The sequence below is a fragment of the Pseudomonas sp. R4-39-08 genome (assembly GCF_003852275.1).
Taxonomy (GTDB): Bacteria; Pseudomonadota; Gammaproteobacteria; order Pseudomonadales; family Pseudomonadaceae; genus Aquipseudomonas.
Genome location: NZ_CP027733.1, coordinates 1,955,415 through 1,979,870, shown reverse-complemented (window position 1 = coordinate 1,979,870; position 24,456 = coordinate 1,955,415). Strand labels below are relative to the sequence as shown.

Below are 24,456 nucleotides of genomic sequence, written 5' to 3'. Positions count from 1 at the left end.
CAGGTGTAACGGGGATTGTGGCCGATTGCCTAGAACAGGCCCATCTGCCCGCCCACCAGGGTGGCGAAATCATCGTTCACGAACGGCAGGATGGCGTCAGCCACGGGCTGCAATTGGCGCGTCACATAATGATCGTAGTCGATAGGTGCTTGCTGTACTTCCAACGGCTGCGGGCCATTGACGCTGATCACATAGCGAATCCAGCCGCCGCGCTGGTACTGGCGCGGGCGCCCGAGGCGGTCGTTGTATTCGTCGGCCAGGCGTGCGGCGCGCACATGGGGCGGGACGTTGCGTTCGTAGTCATGCAAGGGTCGGCGCAGGCGCTTGCGGTAGATCAACAGCTCGTCGAGTTCACCGCTCAAGGTACGGCGCACATAGTCGCGTACATAATCCTGATGGGGCTGGCGATGGAAGATGCGCCGGTAGAGCTCCTGCTGGAATTGCCGGGCCAGGGGCGACCAGTCACTGCGCACGGTTTCCAGGCCCTTGTAGACCATCTCTTCGCTGCCATCGGCGCGCACCACCAGGCCGGCGTAGCGCTTCTTGCTGCCCTCCTCCGCACCGCGAATGGTCGGCATCAGGAAGCGGCTGAAATGGGTTTCGTATTGCAGCTCCAAGGCGCTTTGCAAACGGTATTCCGTGTGCAGATGGCTGCGCCACCAGTCGTTGACGTGCTGCACCAGCGCCTGGCCGATGCGGCTGGCGTCCTCAAGAGAGTGGGCGCCGCCGAGCCAGACGAAAGTGGAGTCGGTGTCGCCGTAGATCACTTCATAACCCTGGGCCTCCACCAGCTCGCGGGTCTGGCGCATGATCTGATGCCCGCGCATTGTGATCGAGGACGCCAGCCGGGTATCGAAGAACCGGCAACCGCTGGAACCTAGCACTCCGTAGAAGGCGTTCATGATGATCTTCAGGGCTTGGGACAGCGGTGCATTGTGTTCGCGCTTGGCCACTTCGCGGCCTTCGGATACCCGCGTGACGATGGACGGCAGGCAATGCCGGGTGCGGGAGAAACGCGCACCGCGAAAGCCTTCCACCGAGTCGCTGTCGTCGGGATGCTTGAGGCCTTCGATCAAGCCCACCGGGTCGATCAGAAAGCTGCGGATAATCGACGGGTACAGGCTCTTGTAGTCCAGCACCAGCACCGACTCATACAGACCTGGGCGCGAGTCCATGACAAACCCGCCGGGGCTGGCCTGGGGCGGCTTGTCGCCGAGGTTCGGCGCGACAAAGCCCTGGCGGTGCATCAACGGCATGTAGAGGTGGGTGAACGCCGCGACGGAACCACCATTGCGGTCGGCAGGCAGCCCGGTGACGCTGGCGCGCTCGAGCAGGAACTTGAGCAGCTCGGTCTTCTCGAAAATCCGCGTGACCAACTCGCAGTCCTTGAGGTTGTAGCGCGCCAGGGCGGGCTTGTCCTCGGCGAACATGCGGTTGATTTCGTCCATGCGCTGGTACGGCGTGGAGATGTCCTTGCCTTCACCCAGCAGGGTTTGCGCGACATTTTCCAGGCTGAACGACTCGAAACTCCACGTAGCTGAACGCAGGGCTTCGATGCCGTCGATGATCAACCGGCCCGCTGCCGCAGCGAAGTAATGATTGCGGCTGCCATGCTCGCGCCAGGCCATGGCTTCACCGCCCCGCCCCAGCAGCAGCGGCACATTCAGGCGCTGGGCATGTTCGTGGAGCACGCGCAGGTCGAACTGCACCACATTCCAACCGATGATCGCATCCGGATCGTGGGTGGCCAGCCATTGGTTGAGGCGTTCGAGCAGTTGGGCGCGGGTGTCGCAATAGTCGAGCTTGAAGTCCACCGCGCAGGCTTTGTTGGGCGGACCGAGCATGTACACCTGGCGCTCGCCACACCCTTCGAGCGCGATGGAATAAAGATCGCCCTGGGCGGTGGTTTCAATATCGAGGGATACCAGTTTCAGGGTCGGTCGGTAATCGGCAGCGGGCTTCATCTGCGCATCAAGCAACGTGCCGCTGGCATCCGGCGTACCGCCGAACCACACCGGCGCAGTGATGAACCGTTCCATCATGTAGCGCTCGGGTGGGCGCACATCGCCTTCGTAGACATCCACCCCGGCAGCGCGCAGGCGCTTTTCGATATCCATTATCTGGCGGTGCTGCCGGGCGTAGAGACCCAGGACCGGTCGATGATGGAAGTCGCACAACTGCAACCCACGCAATTCGATATCGCGCTCGCCCTTGAGCAGCCAGTCCAGCGGCTTGCGATGGGCTTCGGGAATGAACACCACCGAGGTTTGCACGGGTAGGCGAACACACCGTGGCCCTTGGTCGGTCGCCAACCAGAAGCTGACCTCCGTCCCCGCCGGGGTGTCGCGCCAATGCCGGGTCAGGACAAACCCCTGCTGTAAATCCACCGTACCGCACCTCAGGAATCGCTTTCAGGGCGTGATTCTACGCGGCATCCGGGCAAACGCGGCAGGTTAACTGTGATCTCAAAAACGTGGGTGCCCGTTCGCGTCAGGCTCGCCGGGCCTTGTCCAGATAGTTTTCGATATTGCCCATCTGCTCGTCCCAGCCACGGGAATTCATCTTGAACGCTTTCTGGCGCCTGGCCTGGGGCACCTTGTCGAAACCGGACTCGACCACCCGCAACAGAATGCCCGGCGCGCGGTCCTCGATGGTGAACTCCACCAGCGTCGGGGTTTCCTGGTCATAGTCGACGTCTTTCTCTACCGCGAAGGGATGCCACCAGAAGGAAAACAGGGTTTGCGGCAAAATACGTTCGATCCTGGCCTTCCACACGACATGTTCGTAGCCTGGATAGGTGATCGGCGCTTCGATGGGTTCTCCGGCAACAAAGGTTTTTCCCTTGAGGGCAATACCGAACCACTCGCCAAATTGCTCGGCGTTCGTAAGCGCTTCCCAGACGTGTTTACGCGATGCGTTGAGCAGGACTTTCCGTTCGATGCGATCTAATACGTGCATAAGTCACCTCCTCCATTGAACACTAGGCGACATCGACCAATGCGCAACCTTTGGTTATGCGCAATGATGACGACCCCATCCTTGACCTGGCCATAAGTTATGACTGAACCGTTGAATGGAAGTTGCTTGTGTAAAGGGGTGTGCTATCGGGTGGAGCGTTTGGACATGCCCATCAGTCACTGCCATTGCGGCAGCTGTCGCAAGGCGCATGCGGCAGCCTTTGTCGCCACGGCCGGGGTGAGGCGCGAGCACTTTCGCTGGACGCACGGTGAAGAATTGCTGTCATCGTTTGAGTCATCGCCAGGCAAACGGCGCCATTTCTGTTCACGCTGTGGCTCGCATTTGATCGCCGAGCGCGCGCACCAGCCCCACGTCATCGTGCGGGTGGCGACGCTGGACGATGATCCGGGCGCCAGGCCCACCGCGCATATCTGGACAGTCCATGATGTGCCCTGGCTCGCTTATGACGACATAGAGCGCTGGGGCGAATGGCAGGTGTGATTTAAACGTGCGGATCGCCGGGCGCTTTGGCCGGCGTCGCATATTGCGGCTTCAGGTGACCCTCCTGGTCGAGCAGCCAGGCATCCATGATCTGTCGCACCACCGGGCCTGCTACACGGCCACCGGCCTCACCGTTTTCAATCATCACTGAAATCACGATCTTGGGGTGTTCGGCTGGCGCAAAGCCGACAAACAAGGCGTTGTCGCGGTGACGCTCCAGGGTCTTGTTGCGGTTGTAGCGCTCCCCCTGCTTGATCGCCACCACCTGCGCGGTACCGCTCTTGCCGGCGATGCGATATTGGGCACCCTGCGCTGCGGCCCGAGCGATACCGCGCGGGTCATGCATTACCAATTGCATGCCGTGGTTGACCTGTTCCCAATCACGCGGATCCTTGAGCACTACGTTGGGCATCGGATTCTCATCCACCGGAGGCACGCCGTTGATGGTCTTGGCCAGGTGCGGGCGGTTCCATACACCCTTATTGGCGATCAGCGCAGTGGCTTGGGCCAGTTGCAGCGGCGTGACTTGCATATAACCCTGGCCGATACCCAAGATCACGGTTTCGCCCGGGAACCAGGGCTGGCGACGTGTCGCGCGCTTCCAGGCCTGGGAAGGCATCAGGCCGGCGGACTCTTCGAACATGTCCAGGGACACCTTCTGACCCAGGCCGAATTCGGCCAGGTAATCATGCAGCCGATCGATGCCGAGCTTGTGGGCCAGGTCATAGAAGTAGGTGTCATTGGAACGCATGATGGCGGCGTCCATGTCTACCCAGCCGTCGCCACTGTGGTTCCAGTTGCGGTATTTGTGATCGAAGTCCGGCAACTGGTAGTAACCGGGATCAAACACGCGGGTTTGCGGGGTGACAACGCCGCTGTCGAGCCCGGCGATGGCCACTTCAGGCTTGATGGTTGAGCCGGGCGCATACAGCCCGCGCAGCACGCGGTTGAACAGCGGGCGATCGATGGAATCATGCAGCGCGGCATATTCCTTGAAGCTGATACCGGTGACGAACAGGTTCGGGTCGAAACTCGGTTTGCTGACCATGGCCAGCACTTCACCGGTTTGCGGGTCCAGGGCAACCACCGAGCCACGGCGGTCACCCAGGGCTTCTTCGGCGGCTTCCTGGAGCTTGACGTCGAGGCTCAGGACAATGTTTTTGCCTGGGATAGGGTCAGTGTGCTTGAGCACGCGCAATACCCGTCCTTGGGCGTTGGTTTCGACTTCTTCATAACCCACGTGGCCATGCAGTTCAGATTCGTAGAAGCGTTCGATACCGGTTTTACCAATAGACTGGGTGCCGCGGTATTCCACCGAATCGAGGGCCTTGGATTCTTTCTCATTGATTCGTCCAACGTAGCCGATAGAGTGAGCGAAGTGCGCACCCAACGGGTAGTGGCGGACGAACTGAGGTTCAACGTCTACACCCGGTAGACGGAACTCGTTGACGGCCAGAACGGCAATCTGCTCTTCGGTCAGCTCGTAGAACAGCGTGACAGGGACGAACGGATGGCGGGCCTGCTTGAGCGCTTTGTCGAACACGGCACGATCTTCGGCGGGCAGGTGCAACAGACTGACGATCGCGTCCAACTCACCCTTGAGGTCGGTGGTGCGTTCGCGGGTTATGGTCAGGTTGTAGCTGGGTCGGTTGTCAGCCAGGACCACACCGTTGCGGTCATAGATCAAGCCGCGCGTAGGGGTGATGGGCAGCACGTGAACGCGATTGTTTTCAGAAATGGTGGCGTGATAGTCGTATTGCACGACCTGCAGGAAGTACATGCGCCCCACCAGGGCGCAGGTGATGCCAATCACCAGGAGTGCACAGGCGAGCAAACGTTTGTTGACCAGACGGTGTTCTTTTTCGTGGTCCTTGATGGGTATCGGTTCAGGCATTTCTACAGCATCTCGTTGAAAAAGGTCGACGCCGCGTCCTGCGGATAAGGGTCAGTCCTTGTGAAAATGTGCTGCACCATACCAAAAATGCAGAAACACTTTGCATCGATTTCCCTTAACGGCGGGTTATTTCATCATTGAGAAAGTGAGGCAAGGGCGGCGAACGCGCTGTGATGGTGCACATTGGGAGAGCCGTCGCACTTTTCGACCGCCCAAAACAAAACCCCATCTGCTTTCGCAAATGGGGTTTCGGAATTTAATCTTGACGATGACCTACTCTCACATGGGGAAACCCCACACTACCATCGGCGATGCATCGTTTCACTACTGAGTTCGGGATGGGATCAGGTGGTTCCAATGCTCTATGGTCGTCAAGAAATTCGGGTACTGAGTCGTGACCAGATGGCCTCGCTTCAGCAAATTGGGTATGGGATAGAAGTCGGTGTTTTGTGAGCCTCGAACTTTCGGTTCATTGCGTCTTCACACACCGCAATCTGGCCTCTTTCGTCTTTCAACTAGGAGCAACAAATTGCTTGGGTGTTATATGGTCAAGCCTCACGGGCAATTAGTATTGGTTAGCTCAACGCCTCACAGCGCTTACACACCCAACCTATCAACGTCGTAGTCTTCGACGGCCCTTCAGGGGACTCAAGGTCCCAGTGAGATCTCATCTTGAGGCTAGTTTCCCGCTTAGATGCTTTCAGCGGTTATCTATTCCGAACATAGCTACCCGGCAATGCCACTGGCGTGACAACCGGAACACCAGAGGTTCGTCCACTCCGGTCCTCTCGTACTAGGAGCAGCCCCTCTCAAATCTCAAACGTCCACGGCAGATAGGGACCGAACTGTCTCACGACGTTCTAAACCCAGCTCGCGTACCACTTTAAATGGCGAACAGCCATACCCTTGGGACCGGCTTCAGCCCCAGGATGTGATGAGCCGACATCGAGGTGCCAAACACCGCCGTCGATATGAACTCTTGGGCGGTATCAGCCTGTTATCCCCGGAGTACCTTTTATCCGTTGAGCGATGGCCCTTCCATACAGAACCACCGGATCACTAAGACCTACTTTCGTACCTGCTCGACGTGTCTGTCTCGCAGTCAAGCGCGCTTTTGCCTTTATACTCTACGACCGATTTCCGACCGGTCTGAGCGCACCTTCGTACTCCTCCGTTACTCTTTAGGAGGAGACCGCCCCAGTCAAACTACCCACCATACACTGTCCTCGATCCGGATAACGGACCTGAGTTAGAACCTCAAAGTTGCCAGGGTGGTATTTCAAGGTTGGCTCCACGCGAACTGGCGTCCACGCTTCAAAGCCTCCCACCTATCCTACACAAGCAAATTCAAAGTCCAGTGCAAAGCTATAGTAAAGGTTCACGGGGTCTTTCCGTCTAGCCGCGGATACACTGCATCTTCACAGCGATTTCAATTTCACTGAGTCTCGGGTGGAGACAGCGCCGCCATCGTTACGCCATTCGTGCAGGTCGGAACTTACCCGACAAGGAATTTCGCTACCTTAGGACCGTTATAGTTACGGCCGCCGTTTACCGGGGCTTCGATCAAGAGCTTCGCGTTAGCTAACCCCATCAATTAACCTTCCGGCACCGGGCAGGCGTCACACCCTATACGTCCACTTTCGTGTTTGCAGAGTGCTGTGTTTTTAATAAACAGTCGCAGCGGCCTGGTATCTTCGACCGGCATGAGCTTACGGAGCAAGTCCTTCACCCTCACCGGCGCACCTTCTCCCGAAGTTACGGTGCCATTTTGCCTAGTTCCTTCACCCGAGTTCTCTCAAGCGCCTTGGTATTCTCTACCCAACCACCTGTGTCGGTTTGGGGTACGGTTCCTGGTTACCTGAAGCTTAGAAGCTTTTCTTGGAAGCATGGCATCAACCACTTCGTCGTCTAAAAGACAACTCGTCATCAGCTCTCGGCCTTAGAATCCCGGATTTACCTAAGATTCCAGCCTACCACCTTAAACTTGGACAACCAACGCCAAGCTGGCCTAGCCTTCTCCGTCCCTCCATCGCAATAACCAGAAGTACAGGAATATTAACCTGTTTTCCATCGACTACGCTTTTCAGCCTCGCCTTAGGGACCGACTAACCCTGCGTCGATTAACGTTGCGCAGGAAACCTTGGTCTTTCGGCGTGGGTGTTTTTCACACCCATTGTCGTTACTCATGTCAGCATTCGCACTTCTGATACCTCCAGCAAGCTTCTCAACTCACCTTCACAGGCTTACAGAACGCTCCTCTACCGCATCACTTACGTGATACCCGTAGCTTCGGTGTATGGTTTGAGCCCCGTTACATCTTCCGCGCAGGCCGACTCGACTAGTGAGCTATTACGCTTTCTTTAAAGGGTGGCTGCTTCTAAGCCAACCTCCTAGCTGTCTAAGCCTTCCCACATCGTTTCCCACTTAACCATAACTTTGGGACCTTAGCTGACGGTCTGGGTTGTTTCCCTTTTCACGACGGACGTTAGCACCCGCCGTGTGTCTCCCATGCTCGGCACTTGTAGGTATTCGGAGTTTGCATCGGTTTGGTAAGTCGGGATGACCCCCTAGCCGAAACAGTGCTCTACCCCCTACAGTGATACATGAGGCGCTACCTAAATAGCTTTCGAGGAGAACCAGCTATCTCCGAGCTTGATTAGCCTTTCACTCCGATCCACAGGTCATCCGCTAACTTTTCAACGGTAGTCGGTTCGGTCCTCCAGTTAGTGTTACCCAACCTTCAACCTGCCCATGGATAGATCGCCCGGTTTCGGGTCTATTCCCAGCGACTAGACGCCCTATTAAGACTCGCTTTCGCTACGCCTCCCCTATTCGGTTAAGCTCGCCACTGAAAATAAGTCGCTGACCCATTATACAAAAGGTACGCAGTCACCCAACAAAGTAGGCTCCCACTGCTTGTACGCATACGGTTTCAGGATCTATTTCACTCCCCTCTCCGGGGTTCTTTTCGCCTTTCCCTCACGGTACTAGTTCACTATCGGTCAGTCAGTAGTATTTAGCCTTGGAGGATGGTCCCCCATATTCAGACAAAGTTTCTCGTGCTCCGTCCTACTCGATTTCATGACTAAGAGATTTTCGCGTACAGGGCTATCACCCACTATGGCCGCACTTTCCAGAGCGTTCCGCTAATCTCAAAGCCACTTAAGGGCTAGTCCCCGTTCGCTCGCCACTACTAAGGGAATCTCGGTTGATTTCTTTTCCTCAGGGTACTTAGATGTTTCAGTTCCCCTGGTTCGCTCCATACACCTATGTATTCAGTGTAAGGTAACCATCTTATGATGGCTGGGTTCCCCCATTCAGACATCTCCGGATCAAAGTCTGTTTGCCGACTCCCCGAAGCTTTTCGCAGGCTACCACGTCTTTCATCGCCTCTGACTGCCAAGGCATCCACCGTATGCGCTTCTTCACTTGACCATATAACCCCAAGCAATCTGGTTATACTGTGAAGACAACATTCGCCGAAAATTCGATCATACTCAATTAAGAGCGACTCACAAATTTTACCTTAGCCTGAGCCGTTACCAGTGAAAGTAACGTCCAGTCTATCTTTCTATCACATACCCAAATTTTTAAAGAACGAACTAGTCAAAGACTAGAAATCAACATTCACCATCACAACGATGGAATGCTCATTTCTAAGCTTTCTACAAACAGAAGCAGTAGTGGTGGAGCCAAACGGGATCGAACCGTTGACCTCCTGCGTGCAAGGCAGGCGCTCTCCCAGCTGAGCTATGGCCCCGTATTTCTACAGGCGTTTCCCACACAAAATTGGTGGGTCTGGGCAGATTCGAACTGCCGACCTCACCCTTATCAGGGGTGCGCTCTAACCAACTGAGCTACAGACCCAATTTCGAGCTGCTAAGGCCGACCTCACCCTGCTCTTTACCACAAAGCATGGGGTGCGCTCTAACCAACTAAGCTACAACCCTTTGGGCTGCTTCTTTTCGTCTTCTTCAATGAATCAAGCAATTCGTGTGGGAGCTCATGAAGCAGCTGATGCCGTCGATTAAGGAGGTGATCCAGCCGCAGGTTCCCCTACGGCTACCTTGTTACGACTTCACCCCAGTCATGAATCACACCGTGGTAACCGTCCTCCCGAAGGTTAGACTAGCTACTTCTGGTGCAACCCACTCCCATGGTGTGACGGGCGGTGTGTACAAGGCCCGGGAACGTATTCACCGCGACATTCTGATTCGCGATTACTAGCGATTCCGACTTCACGCAGTCGAGTTGCAGACTGCGATCCGGACTACGATCGGTTTTCTGGGATTAGCTCCACCTCGCGGCTTGGCAACCCTCTGTACCGACCATTGTAGCACGTGTGTAGCCCAGGCCGTAAGGGCCATGATGACTTGACGTCATCCCCACCTTCCTCCGGTTTGTCACCGGCAGTCTCCTTAGAGTGCCCACCATGACGTGCTGGTAACTAAGGACAAGGGTTGCGCTCGTTACGGGACTTAACCCAACATCTCACGACACGAGCTGACGACAGCCATGCAGCACCTGTCTCAATGTTCCCGAAGGCACCAATCCATCTCTGGAAAGTTCATTGGATGTCAAGGCCTGGTAAGGTTCTTCGCGTTGCTTCGAATTAAACCACATGCTCCACCGCTTGTGCGGGCCCCCGTCAATTCATTTGAGTTTTAACCTTGCGGCCGTACTCCCCAGGCGGTCAACTTAATGCGTTAGCTGCGCCACTAAGAGCTCAAGGCTCCCAACGGCTAGTTGACATCGTTTACGGCGTGGACTACCAGGGTATCTAATCCTGTTTGCTCCCCACGCTTTCGCACCTCAGTGTCAGTGTTGGTCCAGGTGGTCGCCTTCGCCACTGGTGTTCCTTCCTATATCTACGCATTTCACCGCTACACAGGAAATTCCACCACCCTCTACCACACTCTAGTCAGTCAGTTTTGAATGCAGTTCCCAGGTTGAGCCCGGGGATTTCACATCCAACTTAACAAACCACCTACGCGCGCTTTACGCCCAGTAATTCCGATTAACGCTTGCACCCTCTGTATTACCGCGGCTGCTGGCACAGAGTTAGCCGGTGCTTATTCTGTCGGTAACGTCAAAACAATCACGTATTAGGTAACTGCCCTTCCTCCCAACTTAAAGTGCTTTACAATCCGAAGACCTTCTTCACACACGCGGCATGGCTGGATCAGGCTTTCGCCCATTGTCCAATATTCCCCACTGCTGCCTCCCGTAGGAGTCTGGACCGTGTCTCAGTTCCAGTGTGACTGATCATCCTCTCAGACCAGTTACGGATCGTCGCCTTGGTGAGCCATTACCTCACCAACTAGCTAATCCGACCTAGGCTCATCTGATAGCGCAAGGCCCGAAGGTCCCCTGCTTTCTCCCGTAGGACGTATGCGGTATTAGCGTCCGTTTCCGAACGTTATCCCCCACTACCAGGCAGATTCCTAGGCATTACTCACCCGTCCGCCGCTCTCAAGAGAAGCAAGCTTCTCTCTACCGCTCGACTTGCATGTGTTAGGCCTGCCGCCAGCGTTCAATCTGAGCCATGATCAAACTCTTCAGTTCAAACATCTTTGGGTTTTTAAGAAACCCTAAACTTGGCTCAGCAATCGTTGGTTACATCTTTGATTTCTCGCGGAGTAACTTGTGATGCTGATAATCTTGTTGACTATCAGTCTGACTCCACAAGCACCCACACGAATTGCTTGATTCAGTTGTTAAAGAGCGGTTGGTTAAGAGCTATTCGTCTCAACCGAGGCGCGCATTCTACAGCAGCCTCATTTGCTGTCAAGCGGTTATTTTCAGAAGTTTTCGAAGATTTCTTCAACAACTTCAACCACTTGCGCTTGCGATCTCTCGTAAGCGGGAGGCGAATTCTACAGCGTTACACGCTGCTGTCAACACCTCTTTTTCAACTTCCTTTTGGCTTCGATGGACTGAAGCAACCTGCTGCCGAAAACTACTTAACTCATTGTTTACCAAGGAGTTTTCCGTTTCGACTGCGCCGGAAGTGGGGCGAATTATAGGCGCACAGAATCTGCCGTCAATGTTTAATTTGGATTTCCTATCAATCAGCCTGAAATCCTTTAAATCCTCTGCACTTGAGCAGTATATTGCGCAGTGCGTGCCCGTTAAGCGCATCAGCGCTCTGCCCTTTATATGAAAGACTTCGGACGAAAACCTTCAATGACCACCCCACCCCGCAGCCTGGCCTCCATACTGTTCCCTGTTGGCCTGCTGTTAATAGCGATGGCATCCATCCAGTCCGGCGCCTCGCTGGCCAAAAGCATGTTCCCTGTCATCGGCGCGCAAGGTACCACCACCCTGCGCTTGATTTTCGCCAGCGTGATCATGCTGCTTCTATTACGCCCATGGCGCGCCAAGCTGACGGCCAAGTCCCTGCGCACGGTAGTTGTCTACGGCATGGCGCTAGGCGGCATGAATTTTCTCTTTTATATGTCGTTGCGCACCGTGCCCCTGGGTATTGCGGTAGCGCTGGAATTCACCGGCCCGCTCGCCGTCGCCCTGTATGCATCGCGCCGGGCAGTGGACTTCTTGTGGATCGCGCTCGCAGTCGTCGGTTTACTCCTGCTGATACCGTCGGGCGAAACCAGCAGTGGCATCGACGCGATCGGTGCCGCCTATGCTCTCGGCGCTGGTGTCTGCTGGGCGCTTTATATTCTGTTCGGCCAAAAGGCAGGTAACGATAACGGTGTGCAGACCGCCGCGCTCGGCGTCATGATTGCCGCTTTGTTCGTCGCGCCAATCGGCATCGTGCACGCGGGTACCGCGCTGCTGACTCCCGCCTTGATCCCCATCGCCATCGGTGTCGCCATTTTATCGACAGCGCTGCCTTACACACTGGAAATGGTCGCGCTCACTCGCCTGCCCGCCCGTACTTTCGGCACCCTGATGAGCGTCGAGCCGGCGTTCGGCGCCCTCTCCGGGCTGTTCTTCCTGCATGAACACCTGACGCTCGCGCAATGGCTGGCGATCACCTGCATCATTCTGGCCTCCGTCGGCGCCACACTGACAATGCGCAACGAATCCAAACCGCTGGTGCCCGCCGACTGACCTCTTTAAAAGGCAGCTCTGGTATTTACCGCTCATTTAGGCCATGTTTAGGCCGTAAACGAAGGTCTTTCATGGAGAAATTCGACACGGACAGCATGAACGCTACGCTCGAGAGCGAGTAAAGGCCGGCTTCGTTTCTTTTGCGAAGCGGCTATTTAAGGATGGGAATGAAACGAATTTTGATACTGTTGCTGGTCGTAGGCATTGCCGGCTGTGCCGCGACCACGAAAACAGAAGTGAAGCGAGGCAAGAAAGGGCTGCATATCAACTGCTCGGGCCTGTCCTCCTCCTGGGATAAGTGCTACACCAGTGCGGCCGATTCCTGCGGCGCCAAGGGCTATCGGGTGATCGCCAAATCCGGCGATAACGCCGAAGAACCCGGCGATTACCCCTTCGGCCTCAACCCTGCCGGCTACACCAGTCGCAGCATGATCGTCATTTGCAAGTAGACGCCTGAGCGCTGTCTTGATCGCTCGCGATCAAAACAGCACAGCGCGAAGCCGTCAGTCAGCCCGCGATCAAATCGCCGCTGTGCGCACCTGTAACCACGTGAGCGCCTCGCCACTGAGTAACGGGCTCAGGCGTTCACGCACCTGGGCGTGATAAGCGTTGAACCACTCGCGCTCATCCGCCGTGAGCAAGGAAGGCTCCAGGCAACGGGTGTCGATCGGGCACAAGGTCAGGGTTTCGAATCTGAGGAACTCACCAAATTCGGTGGTCCCCGCTTCACGGTTCAACACCAGGTTTTCGATGCGCACGCCCCAACGTCCAGGGCGGTAGGTGCCCGGCTCAATCGACGTGATCATGCCCGGCTGCATCGCCGTTTGCGGTGCAGCTGCAGCCTGGTAAGCGATCACCTGCGGGCCTTCGTGTACGTTGAGGAAATACCCTACACCGTGACCCGTACCGTGGCCGTAATCCACGCCCTCGGCCCAGATCGGCGCACGCGCGATGGCGTCCAGCAACGGCGACAGGATGCCTTTGGGGAATTGAGCGCGGGACAAGGCAATCACGCCCTTGAGCACCCGCGTGCAATCGCGTTTCTGCTCTGCGCTCGGCGTACCGATGGGCACCATACGCGTGATATCCGTGGTACCGCCCAGGTACTGGCCGCCGGAATCGATCAGCAATAAGCCATCGCCTTCGATCACGGCATGCTCTTCTGGCGTGGCGTGGTAATGCGGCATCGCGCCATTGGCATTGAAGGCAGCAATGGTGTTGAAACTCAGCGACACATACCCCGGACGGCGGGCACGCGCTGCCGTCAGATGCTCATCGATAGTCAGTTCAGTGATGCGTTCACGTCCCAGGGCCGATTCCAGCCAGGCGAAAAATTCGCACAAGGCGGCGCCATCCTGTTCCATGGCCTGACGAATATGTTCGGCATCGGCCAGGCTTTTGCGCGACTTGGCCAGCGTGGTGGGGTTCAAGCCTTCCACCCGTTTCACGCCGGCGTCGAGGTGCTCCAGTAAACCGGCCGTCACGCGGGCCGGATCAATCTGCAGGCTTGCTCCGGACGGTACGGCTCGCAGCGCATCAGCCACATCACTGTAGTCGCGCACGCTCACGCCATCGCGCTCAAGCGCAGCGCGCAACTCGGCATCGACCTTGCTCAGCGCCACGAACAAGGTGGCCTGCTGTTGATTGATCAGGGCAAAGGATACGAACACTGGGTTGAACGATACATCGCCACCGCGCAGGTTGAACAACCAGGCGATGTCATCCAGGGTCGCGATGAAATGCCAGTCAGCGCTTTTTTCTTTCAGGCTGGCGCGCAGGGCCGCGAGTTTTTCGCTGCGGCTGAGGGTAGCCTGCGGCGGCAGGTGCTGATAGATCGGCTGGTTCGGCAGCGCCGGGCGGTCGTGCCAGACGGCATTGAGCAGATCGATGTCCGTACGCAAGCGCGCGCCACGCTGTGCCAGCTTGTCACCCAGGGTGCGCGCCGAGGCCACGGCCATTACCGCGCCATCCACCGCCACAACGCCGCCTTCCGGGGTTTGTTCAGCCAACCATTCCAGCGGTCCGGGCTGGCCCGGTTGCAGTTTCACCAGTTCGATGCCGCTGCCCTTGAGCTCCTTGCTCGCCTGTTCCCAGTAGCGGCTGTCGGCCCACACCCCGGCAAACTCCGCAGTGACGATCAGCGTCCCCACCGAACCATGGAACCCGGACAACCATTGACGCCCCTGCCAGTATCCGGGCAGGTACTCGGACAAATGCGGGTCCGCAGACGGTACCAGCAGGGCATGAATCCCCTCTCGGCTCATCAGCTCACGGGTTTGCGCCAGGCGCTGGGGAACCGTTCCATGGGTCAAAGGCTGCGTAGTCATTGTGTCTCCTGCTAACCGCTAATAATTGTTATGCACTGCGAATGAAGTTTCAGACGGCCCAGAACGCCGGTGCGCTGGCCAGTGCCGACTTGATCAGTTGTACCGCTTCGTCGATATCCCGCTCGGTGGTAAACCGGCCCAGGCTCAGGCGAATGGTACGGCCGGCGCTGCGAGCGTCATGCCCCAGGGCCAGAAGCACATGGGACGGCGCGTTGCTGGCCGAATTGCACGCTGAAGTCGCCGAAAAGGCAATCCCTGCACTCAACGCACCCGCGTTGAATTCACCTTCATTGAACGTAAGGCTAAGGGTATGGGGGATTCGCTGTGTCGGGCTGCCGTTGAGGCGCACACCCGCGATCGACCCCAATTGATCCAGCAGACGCTGACGCAAGGCTACGATCTGTGCCTTCTCCTCGGCGAAAGACGCTGCTGCCAGGGCGAACGCCGTGCCCATGCCCGCAATCTGGTGAGTGGCCAGGGTACCCGAACGCAAGCCGCCCTCATGCCCGCCACCATGAATCTGCGCCAACACCTTCTGCTGCGCACGCGGTCCTACATACAACGCGCCGATGCCCTTCGGACCGTAAAGCTTGTGCGCGGAAAACGACATCAGATCCACCGGCCACTGCGCCAGGTCGATGGCCACCTTGCCCGCCCCTTGCGCCGCGTCCACGTGAAACAACGCCCCGTGCTCGCGCACCCGTGCGCCGATAGCCGGGATGTCGTTCAACGTGCCCAGCTCGTTATTGACCAGCATCAGCGAGACCAGAAAGGTGTCTTCACGCAGTGCTTCACTGACCGCCTCGACACTGATCAAGCCATCGGCATCAGGCACCAGATACGTCACCGCCACCCCGGCTTCCTGCAATTGGCGCGCGGTGTCGAGTGTGGCCTTGTGCTCGATCTGGCTGGTGATGATATGCCCGCCCGCCACGCCACGCGCCTGGGCCACGCCCTTGAGTGCAAGGTTGTTGGACTCGGTGGCGCCGGAGGTCCAGACGATCTGCTCGGGCTGGGCGCCAACCAGTTCGGCCACCTGGCGACGCGCCTGCTCGACCGTTTGCCGGGCCGCTTGGCCGAACGCGTGGGAACTGGACGCCGGGTTACCGAAATTGGCATTGAAACCCAGACACTCAACCATCACCTGGATGACCCGCTCATCCACCGGCGTGGTGGCGGCGTAGTCGAAATACAACGGACGTTTATTCATGATGTTAAAAACTCGCAGAGCGTGTTCCCGAGAACAGTGTCGCGGGGGGCATCGAACAGAACAGAGGTCGTCAGGTTTAACTGATCGGATGCCGTTATAGAAGGACCACTTTATGAAAATGTGCGTAGGAACGCTCCTGAAATTCAGCTTAACAGGCTGAAGTCACGCCATGGAAAACAAAAAACCCGAGTTTCCTTACGGGAACACTCGGGTTCTTCACCGCAACAGCGCCGCTCAACTGGGGCGATCCTTCAAGGCTACGTTGCGCTCGGCGTTCATCTCGCCCTGATGATCAAAACCAAAGGTTTTTTGTGGCTGGCCGGTCAATGCCGCCCGCTGCTGTTGATAGTCATCGAAGGACAATCCGCGGCGGCTCAGCGCTTCCAACGCCAGCTGTCTGGTTTCCTGTTCCGTGTAAGGACGCAATTCAGGCGCCGGATGGGTTGCACATCCAGCGAGGACAGCGGTGACAAGCATCAGCGAAACAGCGAGTAAACGGTTCATGGCGGTAGCCCTGCGAAGGAGGTGTCGAGTCAATGAACACAGGCTACTCCCGCACCTGCCCAGGGAAAAATCACCGTCCTCGATAGTGGCTATCAACCGTTGCGGCAGTCTCAATAGGCACAGCCATATATTCTTTTAAGATCTATAAATATGTAAATCGATTAATTTACGGAATATAAGAATCCCTCTATAAACACCGCAATGCTGCCGCCCACGCCCCAGCGTGCAGGCCACAGCACTACTCAAAGCCCGCTGGATTACAAATTCCACGCATTGCATGACTGGGCGCTGAACCCGGCCCTGCCGATTCCCACGTTCTATTTCTGAGAGAGGTGCCCATGCAGCTGTTGACCCTCCCACCCTCGCCTGCCCTCGCGACCTCGATCCGTGCCACGGCCCAGGTGTTCGAAGACCCGAAATCCCAGGCCCTGCTCGACCATATCCAGCAAGTGGCGCCCAGCGAAGCCAGCGTGCTGATCATCGGCGAAACCGGCACCGGTAAAGAACTGGTGGCACGGCATATCCACAACCTCAGCGCGCGGCGCAACCGACCCTTCGTGGCGGTGAACTGCGGGGCGTTCTCTGAATCCCTCGTCGAAGCCGAGCTGTTCGGCCACGAAAAAGGTGCCTTTACCGGCGCCCTCAGCGCCAAGGCGGGCTGGTTCGAAGAGGCGGACGGCGGCACCTTGTTCCTCGACGAAATCGGCGATCTGCCCATGGCCATTCAGGTCAAGCTGCTGCGCGTGCTGCAGGAGCGCGAAGTGGTGCGCCTGGGCTCGCGCAAGAGCATTCCGATCAACGTCCGGGTACTGGCGGCAACCAACGTGCAACTGGAAAAGGCCATCAATGCCGGGCACTTCCGCGAAGATCTCTACTACCGTCTCGACGTGGTCAGCCTGGAGCTGAGCCCCCTGCGCGAGCGTCCCGGCGATATTCTGCCACTGACCCGACACTTCATCGAAGCCTACAGCCAGCGCCTGGGCTACGGTCCGATCACCATCAGCCGTGAGGCCGAGCAAAAACTGCGCAGCTACAGTTGGCCGGGCAATATCCGCGAGCTGGAAAACGTGATTCACCACACCCTGCTGATCTGCCGCAACAGCGTGATCGAACGCGACGATCTGCGCCTGTCGAACCTGCGCATCGAGCGCCAGGACGACAGCCAGCACGGCACCGACAACAGCGCCGAAGCGTTGCTGGCGCGCGCCTTTCAAAAGCTGTTCGAGGAACAGGCCGGCGCCCTGCACGAAAAAGTCGAGGATGCACTGTTACGCGCCGCTTACCGCTTCAGCCATTACAACCAGGTGCACACCGCCAGCCTGCTGGGCTTGAGCCGCAACGTCACGCGCACGCGCCTGATCAAGATTGGCGAGCTGGCGGTCAACAAGCGTCGACCTGGGGAAAACCTGCAGGGCGAGCGGATGCTGCACCTATCCATTTAGGCGGCAGTGCAAGGCGTCGTCATGGCTGCGCTCAAAACTGCGCAGCACCTGGAACGAATCAAAGGTCACCGCCCTGGCCTGGTGCGCCCGGATCAGCGTCCAGAGGTCTTCGCCGCCCTGTTCGAAGCGCCGGAATGCCGCCTCGCCATCCTCGCGCGATTGCCATTGCAGGCAGTTGAGCACCCGCCGCCCGTCATCGCTGACTTGCACACTCGCACTCAAAAAGCCGCCATGGTTCTCGGCCAGTCGCTCGCTCTGGAGGGTCAGGGCCGCCACCAGGGCAGACTGCTGGCGGGGGTCGATCTGAAATTCGATCAACTGCGTGAAGCTGCGATTCTTCTCTGATACCTGCATGAACACTCCCCTTTCTCCGTAGGCAAAATCTTGCGATTCAGTGCCACGCAGGGTAAAACCTCTAGTTAAGTCAAGGTCAAGTGATGAATCGGAGTTTGTATGCTCGACAAGCAACTCACCGTTGGCCAGTTGGCCGCCCGTAGCGGCGTCGCCGTCACAGCCCTGCATTTCTACGAAACCAAGGGGCTGATCAAAAGCCATCGTAACGCCGGCAACCAACGGCGCTACACGCGGGATGTGTTACGGCGGGTGGGGGTCATCAAGGTTGCCCAGCGCCTGGGCATTCCATTGGCGACCATCGGCGAGGCGCTGCGAGCACTGCCTGAGGGTCGCACGCCGACTGCCAAGGATTGGGCACGCCTGTCGGAACGCTGGCGGGAAGACCTGGATGAGCGGATCAACAAATTAGTGCTGCTGCGTGACAAGCTCAATGGTTGCATCGGCTGCGGTTGCCTGTCGATGGAGGCCTGCCCGTTGCGCAATCTGGGCGACCAACTCGCGGAGCGCGGGCCGGGGGCGCAGTTGCTCGAGCCCGGTTGAATCTGCTCGTCGGAACTCGCGCAGCCCTTGATTGGCGTGGCCTATAGTTAAACAGCCGGACCTCCATAACCACAATCAAGGAGAACGTGATGAGCGTGAAAGCCATTCCCGAGGGCTATGCCAGCGTGACGCCGTACCTGGGCATCGACAAAGCGGGCGAAGCCATCGACTTCTACAAGAACGCCTTTGGCGCTACCCAGGTCATGCGCCTGGATATGCCCGACGGCCGTGTCGGCCATGCCGAACTGCGCATCGGTGGTGCGGCGATCATGCTGGGCACACCGTGCGAGCAGATGGCCCTGCGTAATCCGGATGAACACCCCAGTGTCGGTTTGCACCTGTATGTGAGCGACGTCGACGCGCAATTCAAACAGGCCGTGGCGGCGGGCGCGACAGTGGTGTCCGAGCCGAGTGACCAGTTCTACGGCGACCGCTCCGCGAGCGTAAAAGATCCGTTCGGCCATCTGTGGTTCCTGGCCACGCGCAAGGAAGACCTGACCGAGGAGCAGGTCCGCCAGCGTGCCGTGGAGATGTTCGGGCAAGGCTGAGCCGCGTTGCGCGGTGCATCTCAACGTGTGGGAGGGGGCGTGCGCCCTCCCACCGGTCGCTATCAACGCGTGGGCGGTGAACCCGACACGTCCGGCCGGCTTCGGTAAGCCGTGCACCCCAGCCACAGGGTCATTACCGCCAGCGCCGTCAGCGGTAGCCCATGGAACAGCACAATCACCTGGGCCGGCGTCCACGTCAGGTAGAACGGCCCGACCACCAGCATCCCCACGCCGAAGCCCGCCATTTGAATCAGGGTCAATAAACTGAACAGCGGCAGGCGCAGGCTATCCGGTTCACTTTGCGCACGGGAGACCAACGCCACTTCAGACAGCCCGTCTCCCAACCCCGCCCACACCACCAACAGCAACGCCAGCCACAATTCGGTTTGCTGGAACGTCAGGATAAAGCCGCTGGACATCAGCGCCACGCCGAACATGAACAGGCGTTCCATGCTCGGCGTGCCACGGCCTTTCAACAGCGCACTGGCAATACGCGCCCCGATAAACTTGCCACAGGCCCAGACCGCCAGCAGATACCCCATCACCGTTTTGGCCGTGTCCGGGGAAATGTACTGAGACAGCACCGGCCAGCCGACGTTATGCGCCGCGCTGCCAAGGGTGTCGAGCATGCTGATCAACAACATGGCGGCCAATACCGGCGCGCCGCGCAGCCCCTTGGTCAACTCGCGCCATTCGGCCGAGAGCCCGCGATGGGCGGCGACAGTAACGCTGTACAACGCACGCAGTGGCATGACCAGGCAAGCGGCGATTACATAGGTGCCGATATTCACCGCGAACACCGCCTCGAATCCTCCTGTGGCAATCAGCAGCCCCGACAGCAAACTGCCGAACACCGCGCCGGTGGCGGCCGCCGAGGTGATCCAGGCGTTGGTGTTCACCCGCTGTTCAGGGGCAACCCAGGTGGGCAACTGACTGTTGAGGCCAATGGCAAACAGCGAATTGCACAGGCCGATACCAAAGGCAATGAACGGCAACAGGCTGAGTTGATGGGTGGGAATCAGCACCAACAGCGGCGTCAGCAACAACGCTCGCGCCAGGTCCAGCCCCGCCAACGTGCCGCGCCCGGCAAAGCGCCGGAAAAACGGGATGCCAAACAGGCTGGCGACAATGCCACCGGTGACGCGGCACGCCAGGAAGATGCTGACGAACACCACGCTCTGGCTGAGCCAGTAGACATAGGTGGACAGGGCCACCAGGTTGAGAAAGGCGCCAAAGTCCGAAACGCCGCGAGCAAAAATGATCAGCCGCGCGTTGCGGGTCGACAGGTAAAGCTGTTGATCGAGACTCATGCGGGCGGCGCCTCTTCATCAGCGGGCACGCTGCGCAGGCTGACCAACAGCATATCGCGCCACGCGGGTGTCGAATCGACCTTGGGCCGTACATCCCCGGCGCGATGGTAGAGCCTGCGGTCGTTGACCACGAGGGTTTCCAGGAAGTGCTCCATGGGCACATTCAACACCCGATTGTGCTCCGCTTCAGTGGTGAACACTTCAGACACCACCGGCACGGTGTTGTGCTCGCCGATAAAATGCATGAACACCCAATCCAGGCCATCCTGGTGAATCCCCGACGTGGTGGGGCTGCTCGCTTGCGCATCCGCACGCACGCGGAACTGGTGGATGTCGATGGTGTAGCTCTGTTCGCCCAGGTGCGGTGCGATCACCGCCAGGTCGGTGGCCAGCAGCTTGCGCATCAGTGGATGCTCGATAAAGCCCTCCTCGCTATAGCTCAAGTGGTTCACCCCCTGTCGATAGTTGACGGCGTAGGTGACCGGCGACTTGAACGCGGTGCTCCTGTCGATCTGCAACTGCCGTGAAGGTGATAAACGATAGCGCAGGATCCGCCGTTCACGATGGGTGTACGCCTTGAACGCCTCGTCGCGCACCAGGTTGGCCCAGTAGGCCCGGAAACTTCGCTCTTCTGCGGGCTCGACATTGACCAGTTCGCCAAAGTCACGGCGGTGGCAGTAATGCTGCTCGCGCAACTGCGCGCTAATTCGTGGGATATCCATATCGCTAGCCTGCCACTGGGTTGTCGATGATAACGCGCAGATGCTGACTGACCGCGTCATGCAGCGCGCGGGCGTCGGCAGCGTCGTCGACCTTGGCCCAGCACTTGAGCAGATAGTGCTCCTCGATGTCCGCATCGATCATATGGCCCGGCTCCTGCTGGGCGTACTCCAGCACCGCAGCGTTACGGTCCAGGTACTCCATGCCTTCGATGCCCTCGAACCGGCCGCTGTGCTGCGGGTAAATCGCCAGCATCGCGTAATGCTGCCCCGTCTCGGCAACCTTGCGTGCCCCCGCCTCCAACTGCGCAGTGACATCCTGCCCGCCCGTCAACAATGAGAGATACACCTGGTAGGGATCAATACCGGCGAGGTCACGCAACGCCGCGTTCACATAGAGCCCGCCCACGCGTGGGTTGATCTCGATCACCACCGGCCCCTGCTCCGTCATGCGGAACTCGAAATGCACCACGGCGTTGGTCAGGCCGACCGCGTGCAGGCACGCCACGGCGTACTCGCGGATCTGCGCGCACTGGCTGTCGGTGAAGGAGGTCGGTGGGGAAATCAGCAGGTTTTCCAGGACCGTGCCACTGCGCTCGGTCAACAGCAGCTTTTCGTTGATCAGCAGCGGATGGACGCGCTCGCCGGCCACCACGCATTCCACACTGCCTTCGATACCGGGGATGTAGCCTTCCAGCAAGAGACTGCGCCCGGGGATGTAGTCATGCCGTTGGCCGTCGTCTTCCGGCAGGGTGTGCACACAGCCGTAGAAATCCGCATACGCGGCGCCGCCGTGATCCCTGACGAACAGCGCGTAGTGGCTGCGCAGCTCGGCCCAATTGGCGCACTTCTTGATAAACGCCGAAGCACCACCAAACGGCGGTTTGGCGATCAACGGGTAACCCACCCGCTCGGCATTCTGCTGGAGTTGTTGTTCGTCATTGCACAGCGCAAACGGCACGGAACGAATGGCGTGCTGTTTCAGTACCCTGCGCATCAGGAACTTGTTGTTGCACGCGGCAATCGCCTCGGGACTGCTGTGCACCAGGCCCAGGCGCCGGGACGCCCGTGCCACGATGCAGCCGACTTCGCCTTGCGCAGACGGATGACCGGCCTGGCAGAAAATTCCGCGAATCTGATACTGCTCATCGAGCTGGCCAACCAGGTCGAGGATGGCCTCCTCGTTGAGTGCGTCGAGCAGGAACACCGCATCACTGTCATCCCTGAGCCGTTGCAGATGCCTGCGCCCAGTCACCCCCGCCGTCAGGCACACCAGGCCCTGGGCGCGGGCCACCGCAAAATGCGGCTCTCGGTAGTTATAACGGACAGCAGTACTGTCATCGACATCAATAAAAAGAATGGCGTCTTGTTTCATCACTTATACCGCCTCAGTCCATACGTTGATTCAGGCATCCTGCCAACTGCACCACTGCCCTTCCCAGTTACGGAAACGATAATGGCGCTGCCCATCGCGAACTTCGAAGTACGGCAAATTCTCAGGTTTTTCAAAGTCCAATAGCGGCACCGTGAACTTGCCTTGTGCGTGCGGTAGAACATATTCAGGCAGGGCGATATTAGACACTCGCCGTTTGAGGCGATCCATGATCGCGATGGCCTGGCTGATCGATGCTTTATATTCCGAAGCACCGGGTGAAAACGGCATGAAGTGATATAAGTAATACGGCTTTACGCCCAGACGATAAAGATCGATGAAGAGTTTATGCAGGGTCGCTTCATCGTCGTTGACGCCCCGTAACAACGGCATATTGGAAAAGACAATCGGCACCACGCTCTGAATGCGTTTGACCGCCACCGCAAAGTCAGGGCTGAGTTCGAGCGGATGGCACACGTGCACGCCAAAGGCATTGACCTTGTACTTTTCCAACATCGCGATCAATTCATCGGTCACGCGATACGGGTTGAAGCTCAGGGCCCGGGAGTGAATACGGATCAGCAAGTCATCACTGATCCCGCGCAGGGCGGCCAGGTACTCGTCGAGCTTGCGGTCGGCCAGCATCAACGGGTCGCCGCCACTGAGAATCACTTCTTCGATGGCCGGGTTGCCGCGGATGTACTCGACCGATTCCATGAAGGAATCCTTGCTGGCGTTGGCCTTGTCAGTGCCCACCTGCAGCGTGCGCAGCGCTTCGAAGCAAAACTGGCAATAGGCGTTGCAGGTATTGGTGGTGCGCAGGATGACGCGATTGTCGTACTTGTGCTGGCAGATGGGCGTCTTCATTTCATGGCCCAACTCCCAATTTTCGGAAGTGCCATCGTAATCACCCTCGACCTGCTCGCTCCAATACGGCACCACTTGCCGCCATAGCGGGTGGTCCGTAACCGCGCCGGTGGTAAGAGAACGCTTGATCAGCTCGATGTAGTAAGGCGTGATCTGCATCTTGCGCCCTTGCAGGTTGTGTTCGATATGCGCGGTGGTGTCCTCGCCCCACCCCCCGCAGGCATCGCGAAGGGTCGGCTCATCACGCAACGCATTCTTCTGCTGCCAGCGCCAGTCTTGCCACTGTACTGAGCGATGAATGTCTTGATCGTAAATCGACATGAGTGCGTACTCTCTGTTCAGGCATATGAATGCGCGCTTTCCCTGGCGGGAACAGCGATATTCGCAACAATGACAATCGACTTAGGCGACAGGCCGCAATCAAGGAGCTGATTCAATCAGCCACACGGGGAAGGGATAAAAACTTATTATTGCAGTGTGCGGATAAAGCCCTGATAGGTTCATATAATCACACTCCTTGTTTTAGATTTTTCTGACTTCCAGGCCAGCACCTAATTAAGCCTATGGTCTCTATGCCGTCAACAGACGCTAGTTGTCTTTTTTTCGGATTTAAACTACACCGTCGCTCAGCTCCCCATAAACAGGGGCATTTCCTCGCTCATTTAAAAAGTAAATAACACTCGCAACCATGTATTCCCACGTTTCTCCATGGTTTTTTATACTTATACCACTACGTACCCCAATGAAAACTTGAGCTTCAGCTTGCGCTTTCCATGGACCGCCCCGCAGTGGAATCCCAGGCGATCGTCACTCGCGCGCAGGACGTTCCTGCGAAC

Annotated in this window: 18 protein-coding genes, 2 tRNA genes and 3 rRNA genes; 7 read left to right on the top strand and 16 right to left on the bottom strand. The window is 57.9% G+C overall.

Features of this window, described 5'->3' with window-relative positions:
- Positions 1-29 precede the first annotated feature (29 nt).
- The gene (locus C4J88_RS09130) at positions 30-2,387 is read right to left on the bottom strand and encodes a DNA polymerase II (RefSeq protein ID WP_124406783.1); all 2,358 of its coding nucleotides are present in this window, start codon (positions 2,385-2,387) and stop codon (positions 30-32) included.
- 103 nt (positions 2,388-2,490) lie between these two features.
- Positions 2,491-2,958 carry an SRPBCC family protein gene (locus C4J88_RS09125; RefSeq protein WP_124406782.1) on the bottom strand — a complete coding sequence of 156 codons (468 nt, stop codon included), beginning with the start codon at positions 2,956-2,958 and terminating at the stop codon, positions 2,491-2,493.
- Between the two features lie 99 nt (positions 2,959-3,057).
- Between C4J88_RS09125 and C4J88_RS09120 the strand changes: the two genes are divergently transcribed.
- The gene (locus tag C4J88_RS09120) at positions 3,058-3,459 is read left to right on the top strand and encodes a GFA family protein (RefSeq protein ID WP_124406781.1); all 402 of its coding nucleotides are present in this window, start codon (positions 3,058-3,060) and stop codon (positions 3,457-3,459) included.
- A gap of 1 nt (position 3,460) precedes the next feature.
- On the opposite strand, the gene mrdA is transcribed toward C4J88_RS09120, so the two are convergent.
- The 6 genes from mrdA to C4J88_RS09090 all read right to left on the bottom strand — a co-directional run bounded on the left by mrdA (position 3,461) and on the right by C4J88_RS09090 (position 10,918).
- Complete coding sequence (mrdA, locus tag C4J88_RS09115; protein WP_124362069.1) at positions 3,461-5,353, bottom strand: penicillin-binding protein 2; 1,893 nt, start codon at positions 5,351-5,353, stop codon at positions 3,461-3,463.
- Positions 5,354-5,613: 260 nt separating this feature from the next.
- A 5S ribosomal RNA gene (gene rrf / locus C4J88_RS09110) occupies positions 5,614-5,729 on the bottom strand.
- 168 nt (positions 5,730-5,897) lie between these two features.
- Positions 5,898-8,788, bottom strand: a 23S ribosomal RNA gene (locus tag C4J88_RS09105).
- A 249-nt stretch (positions 8,789-9,037) separates the two neighbouring features.
- A tRNA-Ala gene (locus C4J88_RS09100) sits at positions 9,038-9,113 on the bottom strand.
- 30 nt (positions 9,114-9,143) lie between these two features.
- Positions 9,144-9,220 (bottom strand) — tRNA-Ile (locus C4J88_RS09095).
- Positions 9,221-9,381: 161 nt separating this feature from the next.
- Positions 9,382-10,918, bottom strand: a 16S ribosomal RNA gene (locus C4J88_RS09090).
- Together the 16S, 23S and 5S rRNA genes with 2 tRNA genes alongside form the textbook arrangement of a ribosomal RNA operon.
- 621 nt (positions 10,919-11,539) lie before the next feature.
- On the opposite strand from C4J88_RS09090, the gene rhtA reads away from it, so the two are divergent.
- Positions 11,540-12,427 carry a threonine/homoserine exporter RhtA gene (gene rhtA, locus C4J88_RS09080; RefSeq protein ID WP_124406780.1) on the top strand — a complete coding sequence of 296 codons (888 nt, stop codon included), beginning with the start codon at positions 11,540-11,542 and terminating at the stop codon, positions 12,425-12,427.
- A gap of 167 nt (positions 12,428-12,594) precedes the next feature.
- Entirely contained in the window at positions 12,595-12,876 is a 282-nt protein-coding gene (locus C4J88_RS09075) for a hypothetical protein (protein WP_124406779.1), read from the top strand.
- 69 nt (positions 12,877-12,945) lie between these two features.
- Here the strand turns inward: C4J88_RS09075 and C4J88_RS09070 are convergent, their stop codons facing one another.
- From C4J88_RS09070 to C4J88_RS09060, 3 genes are all read right to left on the bottom strand, one after another.
- The gene (locus C4J88_RS09070; protein ID WP_124406778.1) at positions 12,946-14,754 is read right to left on the bottom strand and encodes an aminopeptidase P family protein; all 1,809 of its coding nucleotides are present in this window, start codon (positions 14,752-14,754) and stop codon (positions 12,946-12,948) included.
- 49 nt (positions 14,755-14,803) lie between these two features.
- On the bottom strand, positions 14,804-15,964 hold the full coding sequence (locus tag C4J88_RS09065) for a cysteine desulfurase family protein (protein WP_124406777.1): 1,161 nt from the start codon (positions 15,962-15,964) through the stop codon (positions 14,804-14,806).
- 234 nt (positions 15,965-16,198) lie between these two features.
- Positions 16,199-16,468, bottom strand: a complete 270-nt coding sequence (locus C4J88_RS09060; RefSeq protein WP_124406776.1) for a hypothetical protein — start codon at positions 16,466-16,468, stop codon at positions 16,199-16,201.
- Between the two features lie 201 nt (positions 16,469-16,669).
- On the opposite strand from C4J88_RS09060, the gene C4J88_RS27665 reads away from it, so the two are divergent.
- Together C4J88_RS27665 and C4J88_RS09055 are read left to right on the top strand one after the other, a co-directional pair.
- Positions 16,670-16,795 carry a hypothetical protein gene (locus C4J88_RS27665; protein WP_256659103.1) on the top strand — a complete coding sequence of 42 codons (126 nt, stop codon included), beginning with the start codon at positions 16,670-16,672 and terminating at the stop codon, positions 16,793-16,795.
- A gap of 11 nt (positions 16,796-16,806) precedes the next feature.
- Positions 16,807-17,910, top strand: a complete 1,104-nt coding sequence (locus C4J88_RS09055) for a sigma-54-dependent Fis family transcriptional regulator (RefSeq protein ID WP_124370233.1) — start codon at positions 16,807-16,809, stop codon at positions 17,908-17,910.
- Here C4J88_RS09055 and C4J88_RS09050 read toward each other — a convergent pair.
- A complete protein-coding gene (locus tag C4J88_RS09050; RefSeq protein ID WP_124403614.1) occupies positions 17,899-18,264 on the bottom strand; it encodes an antibiotic biosynthesis monooxygenase in 366 nt (121 codons plus the stop codon). The two genes, C4J88_RS09055 and C4J88_RS09050, sit on opposite strands and share 12 nt — an antisense overlap.
- Before the next feature lie 99 nt (positions 18,265-18,363).
- Here C4J88_RS09050 and soxR point away from each other — a divergent pair, with 99 nt between their 5' ends.
- Both soxR and C4J88_RS09040 read left to right on the top strand, forming a co-directional pair.
- Positions 18,364-18,804, top strand: coding sequence for a redox-sensitive transcriptional activator SoxR (soxR, locus tag C4J88_RS09045; RefSeq protein ID WP_124406775.1), 441 nt, complete (start codon positions 18,364-18,366; stop codon positions 18,802-18,804).
- 89 nt (positions 18,805-18,893) lie between these two features.
- On the top strand, positions 18,894-19,352 hold the full coding sequence (locus C4J88_RS09040; RefSeq protein ID WP_124366493.1) for a VOC family protein: 459 nt from the start codon (positions 18,894-18,896) through the stop codon (positions 19,350-19,352).
- Positions 19,353-19,414: 62 nt separating this feature from the next.
- Here C4J88_RS09040 and C4J88_RS09035 read toward each other — a convergent pair whose 3' ends face one another.
- Genes C4J88_RS09035 through C4J88_RS09020 form a run of 4 tightly spaced genes read right to left on the bottom strand, consistent with a single transcriptional unit; the run spans position 19,415 to position 23,941 of the window.
- Positions 19,415-20,662: an MFS transporter gene (locus C4J88_RS09035; protein WP_124406774.1), complete on the bottom strand. Its 1,248-nt coding sequence runs from the start codon at positions 20,660-20,662 to the stop codon at positions 19,415-19,417.
- Entirely contained in the window at positions 20,659-21,384 is a 726-nt protein-coding gene (locus C4J88_RS09030; protein WP_124406773.1) for a 2OG-Fe dioxygenase family protein, read from the bottom strand. Before C4J88_RS09030 ends, C4J88_RS09035 begins: the two co-directional genes overlap by 4 nt.
- Before the next feature lie 4 nt (positions 21,385-21,388).
- The gene (locus C4J88_RS09025) at positions 21,389-22,756 is read right to left on the bottom strand and encodes an ATP-grasp domain-containing protein (protein ID WP_124406772.1); all 1,368 of its coding nucleotides are present in this window, start codon (positions 22,754-22,756) and stop codon (positions 21,389-21,391) included.
- 30 nt (positions 22,757-22,786) lie between these two features.
- Entirely contained in the window at positions 22,787-23,941 is a 1,155-nt protein-coding gene (locus tag C4J88_RS09020) for a KamA family radical SAM protein (protein WP_124406771.1), read from the bottom strand.
- Positions 23,942-24,456: the final 515 nt, after the last annotated feature.